We start from the raw sequence: 15,436 nt of genomic DNA, 5'->3' as shown, positions 1-15,436 counted from the left end.
CCATGTCTCCGGCGCTGCTTGTTTCGAAATACAGTCAGGGAAGAGCTGTTTTTGCTCTTTGCTTGCGGCCCGAAGTTTTTCGTGGTGCGCGGGAGGGAGCTGGGGATGCATCAACAGCAGAGTGTGGTGCGGGCGGGCGACGAGATGACGAAGATTTGCCTTTTCTCTGCCGGTAACCTTGCCCTGCGATTCGAATTGGCGCTGCAGGCATGGCCGCAAAGAGCTCACGAACCGACTCGCGCCCAGACTGCGCCTCCGCGATCAATCGACTCAGCTCTTGCTGCAGCGGCTGCATGAAGCTCTGGTAGGGCAACTCCCGTTGTTCAATGGCTGACAGCGCTCGCTCCCAACGCGCCGTCATATCCGGCAAACTGGCTGCAACCGGCAAGGCCCGGATCAAGGCCTTACCCATTTCGGTGGCGCGGATGCTTTTGCCCTGATGTTGTAAAAAACCGCGTTGAAACAGTAACTCCAGAATGCCGGCTCGAGTCGCCTCCGTTCCCAGGCCATCGGTCTCCCGCAATATCTGCCGCAGGCTATTGTCCTGCACGTAGCGGGCTATGCCCGTCATGGCCGCCAGCAGGGTGGCATCGGTGAACGGTTTTGGCGGAAGGGTTTGCTTGTCAATCCGCTCGCCCCGCTCGCAGTGCACAACATCCCCCTGTTGCAACAGCGGAAGCCGCGACTCAGGCTCTTCATCCGCCCGCTCAGCCGATATGACAACTCTCCAGCCCGAGCTCAGAATTTCCCGCCCCTTAGCCAAAAATTGACCACCAGCGATCTCGATACCGATCTGGGTTTCCCGGCGCTGCAATGGTGGATAGAACTGTGCCAGATAGTGACGAGCAATGAGCGTATATAACGCTAATTCCTGGCGGCTCAAGCTTTCGCCATTCATCCGGCGTCCAGTGGGAATAATCCCGTGGTGGGCTGACACCTTGCTGTCATTCCAGGCGGCGGAGCGTAACTGGAAATCCGCGCTCTGGATTGCTGGCTGCAATATGGGCTGCACCATACCGATCGCCGCCGCGACTTGGCTGGCCTGTCGATGATGCTCGCTGGGCAGGTACCGACAATCGGAACGGGGATAAGTGATGAGTTTGTGGCGCTCATAGAGTTGCTGGCACAGATCTAGCGTCTGTTTCGGACTCAGATTCAGTTGCCGAGAGGCATCGATTTGTAGTGCCGATAAATTATAGGGCAGTGGGGCTGACTGCTTGACCACCTTGCTCTGATGCTCTTGAACCGTTCCCGGCTGACCGCCGATCCGCTCAACTACCTTATCCGCCAGAGCCCGCGAGAGTACCCGCCCCTCCTCATCCTGCCAGGGTAGGCACGCCGCCGATGGCTGCCACTCCGCCGTAAAATGCACACCAGGATCAGTGACGATGTGAGCGAGAACCGTGTAATAGGGCTTGCTGCTGAATGCATCGATTTCGGCATCACGACGAACGACCAAGCCGAGGATGGGGGTTTGCACACGCCCTACGGAGAGCAGAGCCTGACTGCCGCTGGAACGAGCCAGTAAGGTATAAGCCCGGGTCATGTTGATACCATATAGCCAATCGGCACGAGATCGCGCCAAGGCCGAGGTGCTCAGGGACAGAAACTCCCGGTTACTGCGTAGCGTCTCCAGTGCGCGGCGGACGGCGGGGGGATTCAAATCGCTGATCAGACAGCGCAGCATCTGATCCCGTTTGGATTTCGGCACGGCCAGATAATCGATGACCTCATCCACTAGGAGCTGCCCCTCCCGATCCGGATCTCCGGCATGCACCAATTCATCGGCCTGCTTGACCCACTGTTTCAAGATGCCCAGTTGCTTGCGGCTACTGTTCCGCGGCTTGACCTGCCAACGCTCGGGGATGATCGGCAGGGTCTGCCACTGCCAGGACTTGAAGCGCGGATCGTACTCTTCCGGCGCGACCTGTTCCAGCAGATGGCCGACACACCAGCTGACCACGTCGCCATTCGCCGCACGCACATAGCCCTCGCCTTTCTCGTGCGGTTTAGGTAATACCTCGGCAATGGCACGGCCAAGACTGGGCTTTTCGGCAATATAGAGTCGCATCACTCGGCACTGAATGCATGTATATAAAAACAGTATCCTTCATGCATCGATGTTTGCCAAGTCAGCGGACCACGAGAATCAGTGAAAGCGGCCCTCAATCAGGAAATCATCCAGCATTTCGACCAGTTCCCCCCACTGCTCGGGCTCCACAGCGGCATCAGGTTCATCCTCCTCCCCCAATTGCTGCCAGTAGTAGTGACGCAGGGACATGGCAAAGTCGCGATAGCTGGTCGCCAGTTCAGATAACGAGCCAAACCAGATGATGCGTCGTAACTCGACACTCAGCTCGTTGAGTTCGCGAACCAGCTGTTCATCGCTCTCGCAAGAATCGACCAGATCGGTAAACCGCTCACGAGCGGACTCGGCTTGCTCTTCATCCAGCTCGCCAGTGTCGGCCAGCAAGTCGACATAATCACTGACCAAGTAATCCAGGACTTCATCCCGGTCGTGAAACCACAGCCATTGGGTTCCTTTACTGCCCAGCACAGAGCCACCGAATGAATCGTCGGCATGCCCCAATGCCCAGAGATCTTCCATCTTGTATCCCTCGTCATTAGATAAAAAACACGAGTATCCCGACGCGAGTGCATCGGGATACTCGTGGCCGAGGATAGACAAAACAACGCTTAAAAACGAGATAAAACAGCTGCTTCGAAAAACTAGAAGGAATGGACCAGATTGCTGACGATAAATAGCAGGGCAAATGCGAGCAAGGGGGGTATAACCATTTGACGAAGCATATCCGCCTCCAGACTGAACAATCGAACTCCAGTTGACTATTGTTCACCATTTGGCCAAACGCCAGTGATGCTCGGATAATCCCTCAAAGGCGTGATGGCTCGAACATTCTGCTCGTAAACAGGATCCGATCCCATTGGGGATCAGTTATAACCAGAGGGCGAGCGTAGCCGCATATTCAGTGCGCCACTCCCCGTCCACCATGAGCACCGGAGAAAATCATGATCCAAGAATTGAAATATGCCCTGATCAGCGTGACCCTGATTGTTGTCATGCTGATTACCTTCTGTAGCATACTGCTACTCTGATCTGCCTCAAGGCACGACTTGGCGTGAAATCGGATTGTGCAATGAAATCAGGGTTTCAGTGGACTGGATTTCATCAATTGCCTGGATCCGGTTGGTCAACAAGCTGTGTAGCTCATCGATTGAACGGGTCATGATCTTGATAAAGATATTGTAATGACCCGTGGTGTAGTAGGCTTCGACCACCTCCTCCAGCCGCTCCAGCTGCGCCAACGCCGAGGCATAGTCCTTGGCGCTCTTCAGATTGATGCCGATGAAGCAACAAACGTCATAGCCTAGCTGTTTGACGTTCACCAAAGCCTGGGTACCGGTGATAATGCCGGCTTGTTTCATCTTCTCCACCCGGACATGAATCGTCGCCGGACTCACACTGAAGCGCTTACCCAATTCGGCATACGGAATTCGAGCATCCAGCTGCAAGGCGGACAGAATGCTGCGATCCAGATTATCGATTCTATGATTCTCGCTCATGAAGCCCCTTCATTTTTAACGAATAAATCAAATATCTCACCATTAATAGATAATATTCACCAACACTGGCTTTTATACTTAGCTTTATTGAATATTTTACCGTAAACAATGAATATAACCACGTCAGGTTATTTCAGCAGATTATTCCGGTAGTTGTCACGAGCTCCCGGTGTTGCACTCGCTACTACAGGAGCCAGTAGTGAGTGCAGGAACTGAACAACCTCGGGTCGCCGGCTCCAACCACGTTCGGCGGCCTTCATTCCTCACTTTTTCGGGCCTTTTTGGCCCGTTTTCTTTGTCTTTTTGGCCCGTTTTCTTTGTACCGCGCCCAAAAACAAAACCCCGCACAGATGGCGGGGCTTGAAATCAATTGAGCAACAAATGATGGCAGTTAGACCGGTTCACCGTGGATACGCTCGATTTTGCCACCGAGCCCACGCAACTTGCCTTCGATGTCTTCATAGCCACGATCAATATGGTAGATACGATCCACCATGGTGATCCCTTCGGCAACGAAGCCGGCCAGCACCAGACTGGCGGAGGCGCGCAGATCCGTGGCCATCACCTGGGCACCGCTTAGGTGATCGGTATCCCGGCATACTGCGGTATTGCCTTGCAATTCAACATCCGCGCCCATACGCACCAACTCGGGAACATGCATGAAACGATTCTCGAAGATGGTTTCCGTCACCATACCGGTTCCCTTGGCCACGGCATTGAGCACCGTAAATTGCGCCTGCATATCGGTCGGAAATGCCGGATAGGGAGCCGTGGTAATATTTACCGGCTTCAGGGTGCGACCACGCATATCCAGCTTGATCCAGTCCTTACCCTTTTCAATAAGGGCACCGGCTTCTTCCAGCTTCACCAACACGGCTTCCAGCAAGGAAGGATCGGTCTGGTGACAGGTGATGCAGCCATTGGAGATAGCAGCACCAACCAGGAAGGTGCCGGTTTCGATACGATCAGGCTGCACACGGTATTCGCCGCCATGCAGTTTTTCGACACCATCGATGGTCAGAGTGGCAGTGCCGACCCCCTGGATCTTGGCACCCAGCGCAATCAGGAAATTGGCCAGGTCAACCACTTCGGGTTCGCGGGCCGCATTTTCAATCACGGTACGGCCATCGGCCAAGACAGCGGCCATCATCAGGTTTTCCGTCCCGGTGACCGAGACCATATCCATCAGGATGTGCGCCCCCTTGAGGCGACCATCAACACGTGCCTTGATGTAGCCCTCTTCGACCACAATCTTGGCACCCATCAGCTCCAGGCCGTGAATGTGCAGATTAACCGGACGAGCGCCAATGGCGCATCCGCCCGGCAGAGAAACATCCGCCATGCCGAAGCGGGCTGTCAACGGGCCCAGCGCCAGGATCGAGGCACGCATGGTCTTGACCAGTTCATAGGGTGCGATGTGATGGTTCACCGCGCCGGCCAGTACAGTAACAGAGCCGTTACGCTGAACAGTCGCGCCCAAGATTTCCAGCAATTTCAGCGTAGTATTCACATCCTTGAGATGAGGTACATTGCTGAGATGGATCTCTTCGTCACACAACAAGGAAGCAAACAGTATTGGCAGCGCAGCATTTTTGGCGCCAGAAATGGTCACATCACCGTTCAGGCTGCAACCACCATAAATCTTGAATTTGTCCATCAGATCCGTTCCCTCAGGAGGGCATGATAAATTTCTTCTCGCGCTTCCACTCCTCGGGAGTAAAAGCCTTGATGCTCAGCGCATGAATGGCATTGGAGGCAATATGCTCCGAGAGGGGCGCATAGACGGTCTGCTGTTTCTTGACCCGACTCATGTCGGCAAACAGCGGGGATACGGCAATCACTTGAAAGTGGCCACCATCACCCTGGGCATAGACCTCATCCAGTGACAATGCGGCCCGCAGGATACTCTCAATCTCGGTAGGTTGCATCATTTCTCGTCTCGTAATTAGGGCTGGGATTGCAGGTCAAAGAGTGGCTCGACTGCATACAGAGAGCACAGCTTGGCGAAACTATCGGAAACCCCGGTCAGGCGCATGAGTTCACCAGCTGCTTGCCGGGCTTTGCCCCACTTGACCAGAAAGGCCAATCCGGCGGAATCAATATGCGTGACCGCCGCCAGATCCAGCTGATTGTTGGTAAACAGGGAGTCACGTTGCGTCCACCAGACCGCAACTCGTTCGGCGTCGATCACACCACTAATTTTCACGATTTTTTGCCTGGCAGTTGGACTGGCTTCTTATTGTGCTCTTCCAGCATCTGGCTAACCGCATCAATACCTTTATCCCGGATCATGCCGCCGAGCTCGGACTGCTTGGAGGAGAGCAGACTGATCCCTTCGGCCACCATGTCGAATGCCTTCCATTCACCCGTCTTGTTGTTTTGACGCAACTTGAAGATGACGTTGATATCCGGTTTACCCGGATCCAGCACCGCCACATTCACCGAGACCACCTTGTCATCACCCAAATCACGAGGTGATTCAACCTTGATTTTTTGTTGATCATATTTCGCCAGCGCATCGGCATAGGTGGCGATGATGTAATCGGTGAATGCCAGGGTGAAGCGGTCGCGTTGTGCCGGTGTGGTCTCTTTGATGTTGCTGCCAATAACCTTGTAGGCGGCAAATTTATTGTCGACATAGGGCATCAGTTCATCGCGGATCACCACTCGCAGATAACCGGGTTCGCTGTGGATCTTCTGCTGGTCTTTATTCAATCGGTCAAAGGTGCGGTTGGCCGCTTCATTGATCAACGCAAAGGGATCCGCAGGATAGGCTGCTTGTGCCGAACTACCGAGACAAGCCAGCAGCAGAATACCAATCAATTTTTTCAACATAGGATGAGCCTCACTTGTTGCTTTGGCTGTAGAGGAACTTACCGATTAAGTCCTCCAATACGATGGCTGACTTGGTGTCTTCAATCCGATCGCCATCCTTCAACACCTCAGTCCCCATCTCCTCATCCATGAAGCCGGGTGTCAGACCGATATATTGTTCTCCGAGCAAGCCCGAGGTCAGAATGGATGCCGTGGTGGTACTAGCCAGAGCATTGAACTGCTGCTGGATCTGCATCTCGACAACCGGGGCCAGTGTTTTGTTATCAATCTGGATATTGGCGACCCGGCCGACCACTACCCCGCCGATCTTGATCGGCGAACGTACTTTCAGGCCACCAATATTGTCAAAGCGGGCATACAGGGCGTACGTGGTACGGCCATCGTCGAAGGTCAGACCGGCGACCTTGAGTGCCAACAGCACGCCTGCCAGGATCCCAGCCAGCATGAAACAGCCAACGACAAACTCTATCTTATTGAATTTCATCATACTCACCCAAACATGACCGCAGTCAGAATAAAATCGAGGCCGAGCACAGCCAGTGAGGAGTGAACCACGGTGCGCGTCGTAGCCTGGCTGATGCCGGCCGAAGTCGGTTTGGCATCATAGCCGTTGAACAACGCAATCCAGGTCACTACCAATGCAAATACCAGGCTCTTGATACATCCCTGCATCACATCCTCACCAAAATCCACAGCCGCCTGCATGCCAGACCAGAAGGTCCCTTCATCGACCCCCAGCCAATCGACACCCACTAGCTTGCCGCCATAGATGCCAATCAAGCTGAACATCAAGGCCAGCAATGGCAGGCTGATCACTCCGGCCCAGAAGCGCGGGGACACAATACGCCGCAACGGATCTATGGCCATCATCTCCAGGCTGGAAAGCTGCTCTGTCGCCTTCATCAGACCGATTTCCGCCGTCAAGGCCGAACCCGCTCGCCCCGCAAACAACAGGGCGGCAACCACAGGTCCAAGTTCACGCAGTAAGGAAAGAGAAACCAGAGGACCCAAGCTGCCTTCCGCCTTGAATTCAACCAGTACGTTGTAGCCTTGCAAGCCGAGCACCATGCCGATGAACAGTCCGGAGACCAGGATGATCAACACCGACTGCACACCCACTACATAGAGCTGCTGGATCAACAACGGAAAATGTTTAGCCGGTTGTGGTCGCCCGACCAGGGCGTGATACAGCATGATCCCCGCCCGCCCGATGGCCTCCAGGCTACGAATGCCAGTGCGTCCCAGACGCAAGATAGGCTCTAACAACATTCAAAGTTCCTGCAAGTAATCATTGGCCGGATAATGAAAGGGAACCGGACCATCAGGGAGACCGTGGATAAACTGCACCACTTCTGGATTGGCTTCTTCGCGCAATTGCTCGGGTGTGCCATGGGCCACCACTTTGCGATTGGCAATCAGATAGACATAATCAGCAATGCTCATGACCTCGGGGACATCGTGAGAGACGATCACCGAGGTTATATTCAAGGTGTTATTCAGCTGCTTGATGAGCTTGACCAGAACCGCCATGGTAATGGGATCCTGACCCACGAACGGCTCATCATACATGATGAGCTCGGGATCCAGCGCAATAGCGCGCGCCAGAGCCGCGCGACGGGCCATGCCACCGGAAAGTTCAGATGGCATCAAGTGCTCAGCCCCACGCAAACCGACCGACTCCAGCTTCATCAACACCAGAGTTCGTAACAGCTCGTCCGGTAATCGGGTGTGTTCACGCAGCGGGAAAGCCACGTTGTCAAACACGTTGAGTCCGGTAAACAGCGCGCCGCTTTGAAACAGCATGCTCATGCGCTTGCGCAAGTCATACAATTCACGACGGGAGAGTTCCGGCACGTTCTGGCCATCGAACAGGATCTGGCCGGCATCCGGTTTGATTTGACCGCCGATCAACCGCAGCAAGGTCGTTTTGCCGATGCCGCTTGGCCCCATGAAGGCGGTAATCTTGCCCCGTGGAATCGTCAGGCTGATATCATCGTACAACAGCCTTTCACCGTGGCTGAAGCTTAGCCCGGAGATGCGGATCAAATCATCACTCAAATGAAGCTCCCTGATGCGCTAGTAAGTGTGCGCATTGTAGGGGGGTGTGATCCAACTCGCAACTGGAAGCCAGTATGGAACTTGTTCTGTATGGCTGAGGTTTAACTTGGCTAACGCGTTGTTATTCGCTTCTGCCCCTCGAGTTTCATATAATCGGCCAGTAAGTTGTTGTGGAGTCAGAATAATGTCCAAATCGTTCGATTACCGGAAGGTGGGTCTCCGGGTGCTGGAAACCGAGATCGCAGCCTTGCGCGGGCTGCAGGAATATATCAATGATGAATTCACTCGTGCCTGTGACCTGATGCTCCGCTGCACCGGAAAAGTTATCGTCATGGGCATGGGCAAATCCGGCCATATAGCGCGCAAAATGGCTGCCAGCTTCGCCAGTACCGGTACGGCGGCTTTTTTTGTCCACCCTGGTGAAGCCAGTCATGGCGACCTGGGAATGATATCCCCGCAGGATGTGGTCATCGCCATCTCCAACTCGGGAGAAAGCAGCGAAATTCTGGCGGTATTGCCGGTTCTGAAACGCTGGGGTAACCCGCTCATCTGTATGACCAGCAATCCCGCTTCCACCATGGGCAACGAGGCTGATATTCATCTGTGTATCCGGGTCCCCGAAGAAGCCTGTCCGCTGGGACTCGCCCCCACCGCCAGTACCACAGCCACGCTGGTCATGGGAGATGCCCTGGCCGTCGCCTTGCTGGAGGCTCGTGGATTTACCAGTGAAGACTTTGCCATGTCGCATCCTGGTGGCGCCCTGGGCCGTAAGCTGTTGCTGCGCAATTCCGATCTGATGCACAGCGGTGACCTGCTGCCAGCCGTCTCGCGCGAGGCATCCATTCGTGATGCTCTGCTGGAAGTCAGTGCCAAGGGACTGGGCATGACCACCATCCTCAATGCCGACGGTACCTTGGCCGGGTTGTTTACCGATGGTGACCTGCGCCGGATCCTGGATCAGCGCGTTGACATCCATCAGACTCGTATCGAGAGTGTGATGAAAACCGGTTGTACGACAGTCCCAGCCGAAATGTTGGCTGCCGAGGCCGTACAATTGATGCAAACGAAAAAAATCAACGGCTTGGTCGTCGTCGATAAGAGTAACCGTCCAATCGGCGCCTTCAATATGCACGATGTGCTGAAAGCTGGAGTTGTCTGATGAGCCAAATCGAGACCCTGTATGGCCCGGTCAGCACCGATGTGTTCGCTCGTGCCGGACAGATCCGGCTGCTGGTGTGCGATGTGGACGGCGTCCTTTCGGATGGCCGCATCTACATGGGCAATCAGGGGGAGGAACTCAAGACGTTCCACACCAAAGACGGCTTTGGTCTCAAGGCACTACGCGATATTGGCATTGAGGTCGGTATCATCACCGGTCGGAGCTCGAAAATCGTCAGCGATCGGATGGCGGCGTTGGGTATTGAGCATCTCTATCAGGGCCAAGGCGCCAAGCTGCCCGCATTTCAGGATCTGCTGGATGTCCTCGGTCTGGAAGCCAATCAGGCGGCCTACATTGGCGATGATGTGATTGATATTCCAGTCATGCAGGCCAGTTGTCTGGGCGTTGCCGTGGCGGATGCGCACCCGTTAGCACAACGAGCCGCTCGTTACATCACCCGGCTACGCGGTGGCGAAGGTGCGGTGCGTGAAGTGTGCGATCTGCTGCTGCAAGCCAATCAGGCACTGGATCAGGCACAAGGGGCATCGGTATGAGTCGCCAGAATTGGCTGATTGGTCTGATGTTTCTCCTCGCCTTGGGGCTCTGGCGCTGGTTCGATCAGGAAAGTGACAACAGCCAGGCCCTGAACGGCTCGATCTACCAGCCCTCCTTTACCGCCAAGGCCTTGAGAACCCAGCATTACGATGCCAAAGGGCACCTCAAGGAAGAGTTGGCCGCCGACTACGCCGAACACTACGCTCAGTTAGAGATGAGCGAACTGGAGCATCCGCGTATCACGACCCGGGGTACTGATGGTAAACCACTATGGGAGCTCAGCGGCGAGAAGGGGGTTCTAAACAACAGTGATAGCGCTATTTTGCGCAATCAGGTGATCCTGAAGAATCTGAGCCCGCAGCCCATCGCCGAACGACTGACCACCGACTACATGGAGCTGGACCTAACTAACCAGCAGATGCGCACCAATCTGAAAGTCGTGATCGAAGGACCCGGCTTCCGCAATGAAGGGGTTGGTTTGTTGGGAAAACTGGACCAAAACAGCTATGAACTATTGGACAACAGTCATGCGATTTACTTTAACCAAGCCCGCTAAGGTGCTTTGCTGTCTGCTGCTGGCTTCCAGCGCCGGGATAGCCAAACAAACCGATTATCAGCAAAAAATATATGTCGACTCACAACGACAACTGGCCGAATTGGGCGACAACAAGGTGTCGTTTCTCGATGATGTGGTGATCACTCAAGGCACCATCAAAATCACGGCTAGTAAAGTCGAGGTCATTCGCAATGGCCAGAAGGGTGCAGAAGAGATGATCGCCTACGGTACTCCAGCGACCTTCTTCCAGGTCCTGGATAATGGTAAACCGGTCAAGGCCAGCGCCAACCGTCTGCACTACAAGCTCAAAGAGAAGCTGGTTGTGCTCAGCGACAAGGCCAAATTGCAGCAGGAAGATAATGAAGTGAGCGGCGATGTCATCCGCTATGACATCCAGAAGCAGCAAATGGCAGCTGAAAGTACCGCCAAGGGCTCACGAGTCAAGACCGTTTTCTTGCCGGAACAGTTGCAAGAGCAGACCAGTCAGAAGGATGGTCAATAAGATGTCGTTGTTAAAAGCCAGCGCTCTGAAGAAGAGTTATAAAAGCCGCACCGTAGTCAGTGACGTCAGCCTACAAGTGGAAACAGGGCAGGTCGTCGGCTTGCTCGGGCCTAATGGCGCCGGCAAAACCACCTCGTTCTACATGATTGTCGGCCTGGTACCCCAAGATGGCGGTAGCGTAACGGTCGATGACATCGACATCACCTCGTTGCCAATGCACGAACGCGCCAGAAACGGCATTGGTTACCTCCCCCAGGAGGCCTCGATCTTCCGTCGCCTCACGGTGGAACAAAATTTAATGGGTGTACTGGAAGTCCGTGGTGATCTCACCCGGGAGGAAAGAACGGACAAGATGGAGTCTCTTCTCGAGGAGTTTCACATCAGTCATATCCGCCATAGCCTTGGCATGAGCCTCTCCGGCGGTGAACGACGACGGGTGGAAATCGCCAGAGCTCTGGCCGCAGACCCCAGATTTATCCTGTTAGATGAACCATTTGCCGGTGTCGACCCTATCTCGGTGATCGACATCAAACGCATCATCGAACATTTACGCGATCGTGGGCTTGGGGTATTAATTACCGATCATAACGTACGAGAAACCTTGGATGTCTGCGAGAAAGCCTATATCGTCAGTCATGGCAAGCTTATTGCCGAGGGCGCACCAAGCGACATCCTCAACAACGAACAGGTGAAAAAAGTTTATCTGGGAGAAGGATTCACCCTATAGGTAACACTCTCTGCAGGACCCGGTTTGTCGATTTAAGGAAAGAGCGATACTAATGAAACCGACTTTACAGTTGCGCCTTGGTCAGTCATTGGCCATGACGCCACAGCTTCAGCAAGCCATACGCTTGCTACAACTCTCCACACTGGAGCTCCAACAGGAGATCCAGCAGGCACTCGATGCCAATCCCCTGCTGGAGCAGGAGGAGAGTGATAATCTGGAGCCCATGTCGGAGCAAGAACGGGACGATGCCCAAGCCGCTGACGAAGCGCGAGATGAACAGGATGGTAGCCAGCTCAACACCAGCGACGCACTCAATCAGGAAAACATGCCGGATGAGTTGCCGATGGATACCACCTGGGATGAGCTGTATACCGCAGGAACCCATCAGGCCAGTGGCTTACCCAGCGGCGATGATGAGCCTGTCTATCAGGGTGAAACCACAGAAACACTACAAGATTATCTGCTTTGGCAAATGCAGTTGACGCCATTTAGCGAGCTGGATCAGGCAATCGCGCTCTCGATCATCGATGCCATTGATGAATCCGGTTACTTGACGGCCACTCTGGAAGATATTCTTGAAGCAGTGCAGTCCGATGAACAGGAAGTCGAACTGGATGAAGTCGAAGCCGTACTCAAACGAGTGCAGCACTTTGATCCCATCGGTGTCGCCTCCCGCTCCGTCCAGGAGTGTCTGTTGATCCAACTGGGACAATATCCACAGACCACGCCTTGGCTTCAAGAAGCTAAAACCATCCTGCAAGAGCATATGGATTTGCTGGCCAGTCGGGACTATCGCAATCTGGCTCGCAAGATGCAGCTCAAAGAGGGCGAGCTCAAAGAAGCACTGGATCTGATCCAGCATCTGGAGCCGCGGCCCGGCAACAGTATCATCCAAAGCGACTCCCAATATGTGATTCCGGATGTCGCAGTCAGCAAGAAACAGGGCAAGTGGGTGGTGGAATTAAACCCGGACGCCATGCCGAAAATTCGCATCAACGAAACCTATGCCTCCATGGCCCGCAGCGCGCGAAACAGCAGTGACAGTCAGTTCATCCGCTCACACTTGCAAGAGGCCAAATGGTTTATCAAGAGCCTGGAGAGCAGGAATGAGACCCTGCTGAAAGTAGCCAATTGTATCGTGTTGCAGCAGCAAGACTTCTTCGAATATGGCGAAGAGGCCATGAAGCCCATGGTTCTGAATGATGTCGCCGAAGCGGTAGAAATGCATGAGTCGACCATTTCGCGCGTGACCACACAAAAATTCATGCATACGCCTCGTGGAATCTTCGAACTTAAGTACTTTTTCTCAAGTCACGTCAATACTGATAATGGAGGGGAGTGTTCCTCCACCGCAATCCGGGCTTTGATCAAGAAGCTGGTCGCGGCGGAAAATACAGCAAAACCCTTAAGCGATAGCAAGATCGCGGATTTGCTTACTGAACAAGGTATTATGGTAGCCAGACGGACCATCGCTAAGTATCGAGAGTCCTTGTCAATACCGCCATCCAGTCAGCGCAAACGCCTGTTGTAGGCCAAACAAAAGGAAGACGTTATGCAAATTAACCTGTCAGGTCATCACATCGAAATTACCGACCCGCTGCGTGACTTCGTAAATAGCAAATTTGCCAAGCTGGAGCGTCACTTCGAACAGATCAATAATGTTCAAGTCATTCTCACGGTTGAAAAGCTCAACCAGATCGCCGAAGCCAAACTCAACGTCAATGGGGGCGAGATTTTTGCCAATTCCCAGCAAGCCGACATGTATGCCGCAATCGATACCTTGATTGATAAGCTGGATCGCCAGATCATCAAGCACAAAGAAAAATTGAATAGTAAGTAACTATGTTAATTCAGGACTTTCTCAGCAGGGACTGCACCAAAAGTGCAGTCCCTTGTTCCAGTAAAAAACGCGCCATTGAACTCATCAGTGAACTGGCCGCCCAGCGGTTAGGATTGGATGAGCAAGAACTATTTGAACGCCTGTTGGCCCGTGAAAAGATGGGCAGTACCGGCATTGGCGGCGCCATCGCCATTCCTCATGGCCGGATCCCGGACGGACACCCTTTGACAGCGGTATTTCTGACACTGGATCAAGCCATTGCCTTCGATGCGATCGATAACCAGCCTGTCGACATCCTGTTTGCCCTGCTGGTACCGGAAAGTGAATGTAAAACCCATCTCAAGACGCTCTCACTTATCGCTAGCAAGTTGAATGACAAGGCTTTTTGTCGTCTACTCCGCCAGGCCGAGAATGACGAAGCGCTCTATCAACTGATGATTGCCCCCTGAGGCGCCCATGAAATTGATCGTGGTCAGTGGCCGCTCTGGCTCGGGAAAAACCATAGCCCTGCGTGTCCTAGAAGACCTGGGCTACTATTGCGTCGATAATCTTCCGGTTACCTTACTGCCCCAATTGGTGCTGGAAGCCCGGGATCGTTATGACCAACTCGCCGTCAGCATTGATGTGCGTAACATGCCGGATGAAAGCGGTGATATTGATAACCTGCTGGGCCAAATCCGTCAGGCCAGCGATATCGAATTTTCCAGTATTTTTACCGATGCCGATAATGCCACGCTGATCCGTCGCTATGGCGAAAGCAGGCGTTTACATCCACTGTCGCGCAAGCACCTCTCGCTGGATCAAGCCATCCAACAAGAGACCCATCTCCTAGCGCCCCTGTCATCCACGGCGGATCTGCGGATTGATACCAGCATGCTGAGCATTCACGACCTCAGCGAGCAGATCTGTGAACGAGTTTTGGGACGCAAAGAAAAAGAACTGGTTCTGGTCTTTGAGTCGTTCGGCTTCAAACATGGCACCCCCAAAGATGCAGATTTCGTATTCGATGCCCGGTTTCTCCCTAATCCACACTGGGTTCCTGAGCTCAGGGTTCTGACCGGGCTGGATGCACCAGTCCGTGAATACCTGCAAGCACAGCCGGATGTCATGCTCTACAGCCAGCAGATCGAAACCCTGCTGAGTAACTGGCTTCCCCATCTGGAGCGGAACAACCGTAGCTATGTCACGGTTGCCATCGGGTGTACTGGAGGGCAACACAGATCCGTGTTCATCACCGAACTGTTAGCCGCCAGTTTCCGCGCCAGAAACAAGACCGTCCAGGTCCGTCATCGAACGCTGGAGAAATCCCATGCCTCGCATTGAGAAACGACTACCCATCATCAACAAACTCGGACTTCACGCCCGTGCTGCCATCAAACTAGTGCAACTCACCGCCAGCTATCAGGCAACCATCATGGTCAGCAATGAAGAAAAAGAGGCCAGCGCAGATAGCGTCATGGGGTTATTGATGCTTGAGGCCGCTCAAGGATCCAGTATTCATGTCACCTGCGAAGGTCCGGATGCCGAGGCGGTCATGGACGCCGTCGAGCAACTGGTCGCGGCACGATTCGAAGAAGCAGAATAAGATTCGAAGCAGCAAACATGAAAAAAACGCCGGT

At 53.9% G+C, this 15,436-nt stretch carries 21 protein-coding genes; 11 read left to right on the top strand and 10 right to left on the bottom strand.

The features are described 5' to 3' along the window. Window positions 1-34: 34 nt before the first annotated feature. The 3 genes from ACZYUB_RS02270 to asnC form a co-directional block, all read right to left on the bottom strand. Entirely contained in the window at window positions 35-2,071 is a 2,037-nt protein-coding gene (locus tag ACZYUB_RS02270; protein ID WP_463945199.1) for a DNA topoisomerase III, read from the bottom strand. Window positions 2,072-2,149: 78 nt separating this feature from the next. After that, the gene (locus ACZYUB_RS02265; RefSeq protein WP_463945198.1) at window positions 2,150-2,608 is read right to left on the bottom strand and encodes a hypothetical protein; all 459 of its coding nucleotides are present in this window, start codon (window positions 2,606-2,608) and stop codon (window positions 2,150-2,152) included. A 515-nt stretch (window positions 2,609-3,123) separates the two neighbouring features. Then, window positions 3,124-3,585, bottom strand: coding sequence for a transcriptional regulator AsnC (gene asnC / locus ACZYUB_RS02260; protein WP_463945197.1), 462 nt, complete (start codon window positions 3,583-3,585; stop codon window positions 3,124-3,126). A gap of 203 nt (window positions 3,586-3,788) precedes the next feature. Here asnC and ACZYUB_RS02255 point away from each other — a divergent pair, with 203 nt between their 5' ends. Next, window positions 3,789-3,959 carry a hypothetical protein gene (locus ACZYUB_RS02255; protein WP_463945196.1) on the top strand — a complete coding sequence of 57 codons (171 nt, stop codon included), beginning with the start codon at window positions 3,789-3,791 and terminating at the stop codon, window positions 3,957-3,959. A 17-nt stretch (window positions 3,960-3,976) separates the two neighbouring features. Here ACZYUB_RS02255 and murA read toward each other — a convergent pair whose 3' ends face one another. The 7 genes from murA to mlaF are packed head-to-tail and all read right to left on the bottom strand — an operon-like array spanning window position 3,977 to window position 8,478. Next, a complete protein-coding gene (murA, locus tag ACZYUB_RS02250) occupies window positions 3,977-5,242 on the bottom strand; it encodes a UDP-N-acetylglucosamine 1-carboxyvinyltransferase (protein ID WP_463945195.1) in 1,266 nt (421 codons plus the stop codon). A 13-nt stretch (window positions 5,243-5,255) separates the two neighbouring features. Further along, window positions 5,256-5,513, bottom strand: coding sequence for a BolA family iron metabolism protein IbaG (gene ibaG / locus ACZYUB_RS02245; RefSeq protein ID WP_460881796.1), 258 nt, complete (start codon window positions 5,511-5,513; stop codon window positions 5,256-5,258). Window positions 5,514-5,530: 17 nt separating this feature from the next. Continuing rightward, on the bottom strand, window positions 5,531-5,791 hold the full coding sequence (locus ACZYUB_RS02240; RefSeq protein WP_463945193.1) for an STAS domain-containing protein: 261 nt from the start codon (window positions 5,789-5,791) through the stop codon (window positions 5,531-5,533). Further along, window positions 5,788-6,420 (bottom strand): phospholipid-binding protein MlaC, encoded by a 633-nt coding sequence (mlaC, locus tag ACZYUB_RS02235; RefSeq protein ID WP_463945191.1) that lies wholly within the window; start codon window positions 6,418-6,420, stop codon window positions 5,788-5,790. The genes ACZYUB_RS02240 and mlaC overlap by 4 nt, the downstream gene beginning before the upstream one ends. Before the next feature lie 10 nt (window positions 6,421-6,430). Further along, window positions 6,431-6,904 (bottom strand): outer membrane lipid asymmetry maintenance protein MlaD, encoded by a 474-nt coding sequence (gene mlaD, locus ACZYUB_RS02230; protein ID WP_463945189.1) that lies wholly within the window; start codon window positions 6,902-6,904, stop codon window positions 6,431-6,433. 5 nt (window positions 6,905-6,909) lie between these two features. Beyond that, complete coding sequence (gene mlaE / locus ACZYUB_RS02225) at window positions 6,910-7,689, bottom strand: lipid asymmetry maintenance ABC transporter permease subunit MlaE (RefSeq protein WP_460881783.1); 780 nt, start codon at window positions 7,687-7,689, stop codon at window positions 6,910-6,912. Next, entirely contained in the window at window positions 7,690-8,478 is a 789-nt protein-coding gene (gene mlaF, locus ACZYUB_RS02220; protein ID WP_463945187.1) for a phospholipid ABC transporter ATP-binding protein MlaF, read from the bottom strand. Window positions 8,479-8,662: 184 nt separating this feature from the next. On the opposite strand from mlaF, the gene kdsD reads away from it, so the two are divergent. The 10 genes from kdsD to ACZYUB_RS02170 are packed head-to-tail and all read left to right on the top strand — an operon-like array spanning window position 8,663 to window position 15,402. Then, the gene (kdsD, locus tag ACZYUB_RS02215) at window positions 8,663-9,637 is read left to right on the top strand and encodes an arabinose-5-phosphate isomerase KdsD (protein ID WP_463945185.1); all 975 of its coding nucleotides are present in this window, start codon (window positions 8,663-8,665) and stop codon (window positions 9,635-9,637) included. Further along, on the top strand, window positions 9,637-10,191 hold the full coding sequence (gene kdsC, locus ACZYUB_RS02210) for a 3-deoxy-manno-octulosonate-8-phosphatase KdsC (protein WP_463945183.1): 555 nt from the start codon (window positions 9,637-9,639) through the stop codon (window positions 10,189-10,191). The genes kdsD and kdsC overlap by 1 nt, the downstream gene beginning before the upstream one ends. Then, window positions 10,188-10,748: an LPS export ABC transporter periplasmic protein LptC gene (gene lptC / locus ACZYUB_RS02205; RefSeq protein ID WP_463945182.1), complete on the top strand. Its 561-nt coding sequence runs from the start codon at window positions 10,188-10,190 to the stop codon at window positions 10,746-10,748. Before kdsC ends, lptC begins: the two co-directional genes overlap by 4 nt. Then, on the top strand, window positions 10,720-11,250 hold the full coding sequence (gene lptA / locus ACZYUB_RS02200; RefSeq protein WP_463945180.1) for a lipopolysaccharide transport periplasmic protein LptA: 531 nt from the start codon (window positions 10,720-10,722) through the stop codon (window positions 11,248-11,250). The genes lptC and lptA overlap by 29 nt, the downstream gene beginning before the upstream one ends. Window position 11,251: 1 nt before the next feature. Next, the gene (lptB, locus tag ACZYUB_RS02195) at window positions 11,252-11,977 is read left to right on the top strand and encodes an LPS export ABC transporter ATP-binding protein (RefSeq protein ID WP_463945178.1); all 726 of its coding nucleotides are present in this window, start codon (window positions 11,252-11,254) and stop codon (window positions 11,975-11,977) included. A 52-nt stretch (window positions 11,978-12,029) separates the two neighbouring features. Next, the gene (locus ACZYUB_RS02190; protein ID WP_463945176.1) at window positions 12,030-13,508 is read left to right on the top strand and encodes an RNA polymerase factor sigma-54; all 1,479 of its coding nucleotides are present in this window, start codon (window positions 12,030-12,032) and stop codon (window positions 13,506-13,508) included. Window positions 13,509-13,529: 21 nt separating this feature from the next. Continuing rightward, window positions 13,530-13,817, top strand: a complete 288-nt coding sequence (hpf, locus tag ACZYUB_RS02185; RefSeq protein ID WP_460881775.1) for a ribosome hibernation promoting factor — start codon at window positions 13,530-13,532, stop codon at window positions 13,815-13,817. 2 nt (window positions 13,818-13,819) lie between these two features. Further along, window positions 13,820-14,266: a PTS IIA-like nitrogen regulatory protein PtsN gene (ptsN, locus tag ACZYUB_RS02180; RefSeq protein WP_463945174.1), complete on the top strand. Its 447-nt coding sequence runs from the start codon at window positions 13,820-13,822 to the stop codon at window positions 14,264-14,266. Between the two features lie 7 nt (window positions 14,267-14,273). Next, window positions 14,274-15,140, top strand: coding sequence for an RNase adapter RapZ (gene rapZ, locus ACZYUB_RS02175; RefSeq protein ID WP_460881773.1), 867 nt, complete (start codon window positions 14,274-14,276; stop codon window positions 15,138-15,140). Next, a complete protein-coding gene (locus tag ACZYUB_RS02170) occupies window positions 15,127-15,402 on the top strand; it encodes an HPr family phosphocarrier protein (protein WP_463945172.1) in 276 nt (91 codons plus the stop codon). The genes rapZ and ACZYUB_RS02170 overlap by 14 nt, the downstream gene beginning before the upstream one ends. The last annotated feature ends 34 nt before the right edge of the window (window positions 15,403-15,436 follow it).

The sequence above is a fragment of the Pseudaeromonas sp. HNCC25DJ182 genome, assembly GCF_055413365.1.
Note: the sequence above shows the minus strand (reverse complement) of the source record. Positions and strands in the feature narration are given on the sequence as shown.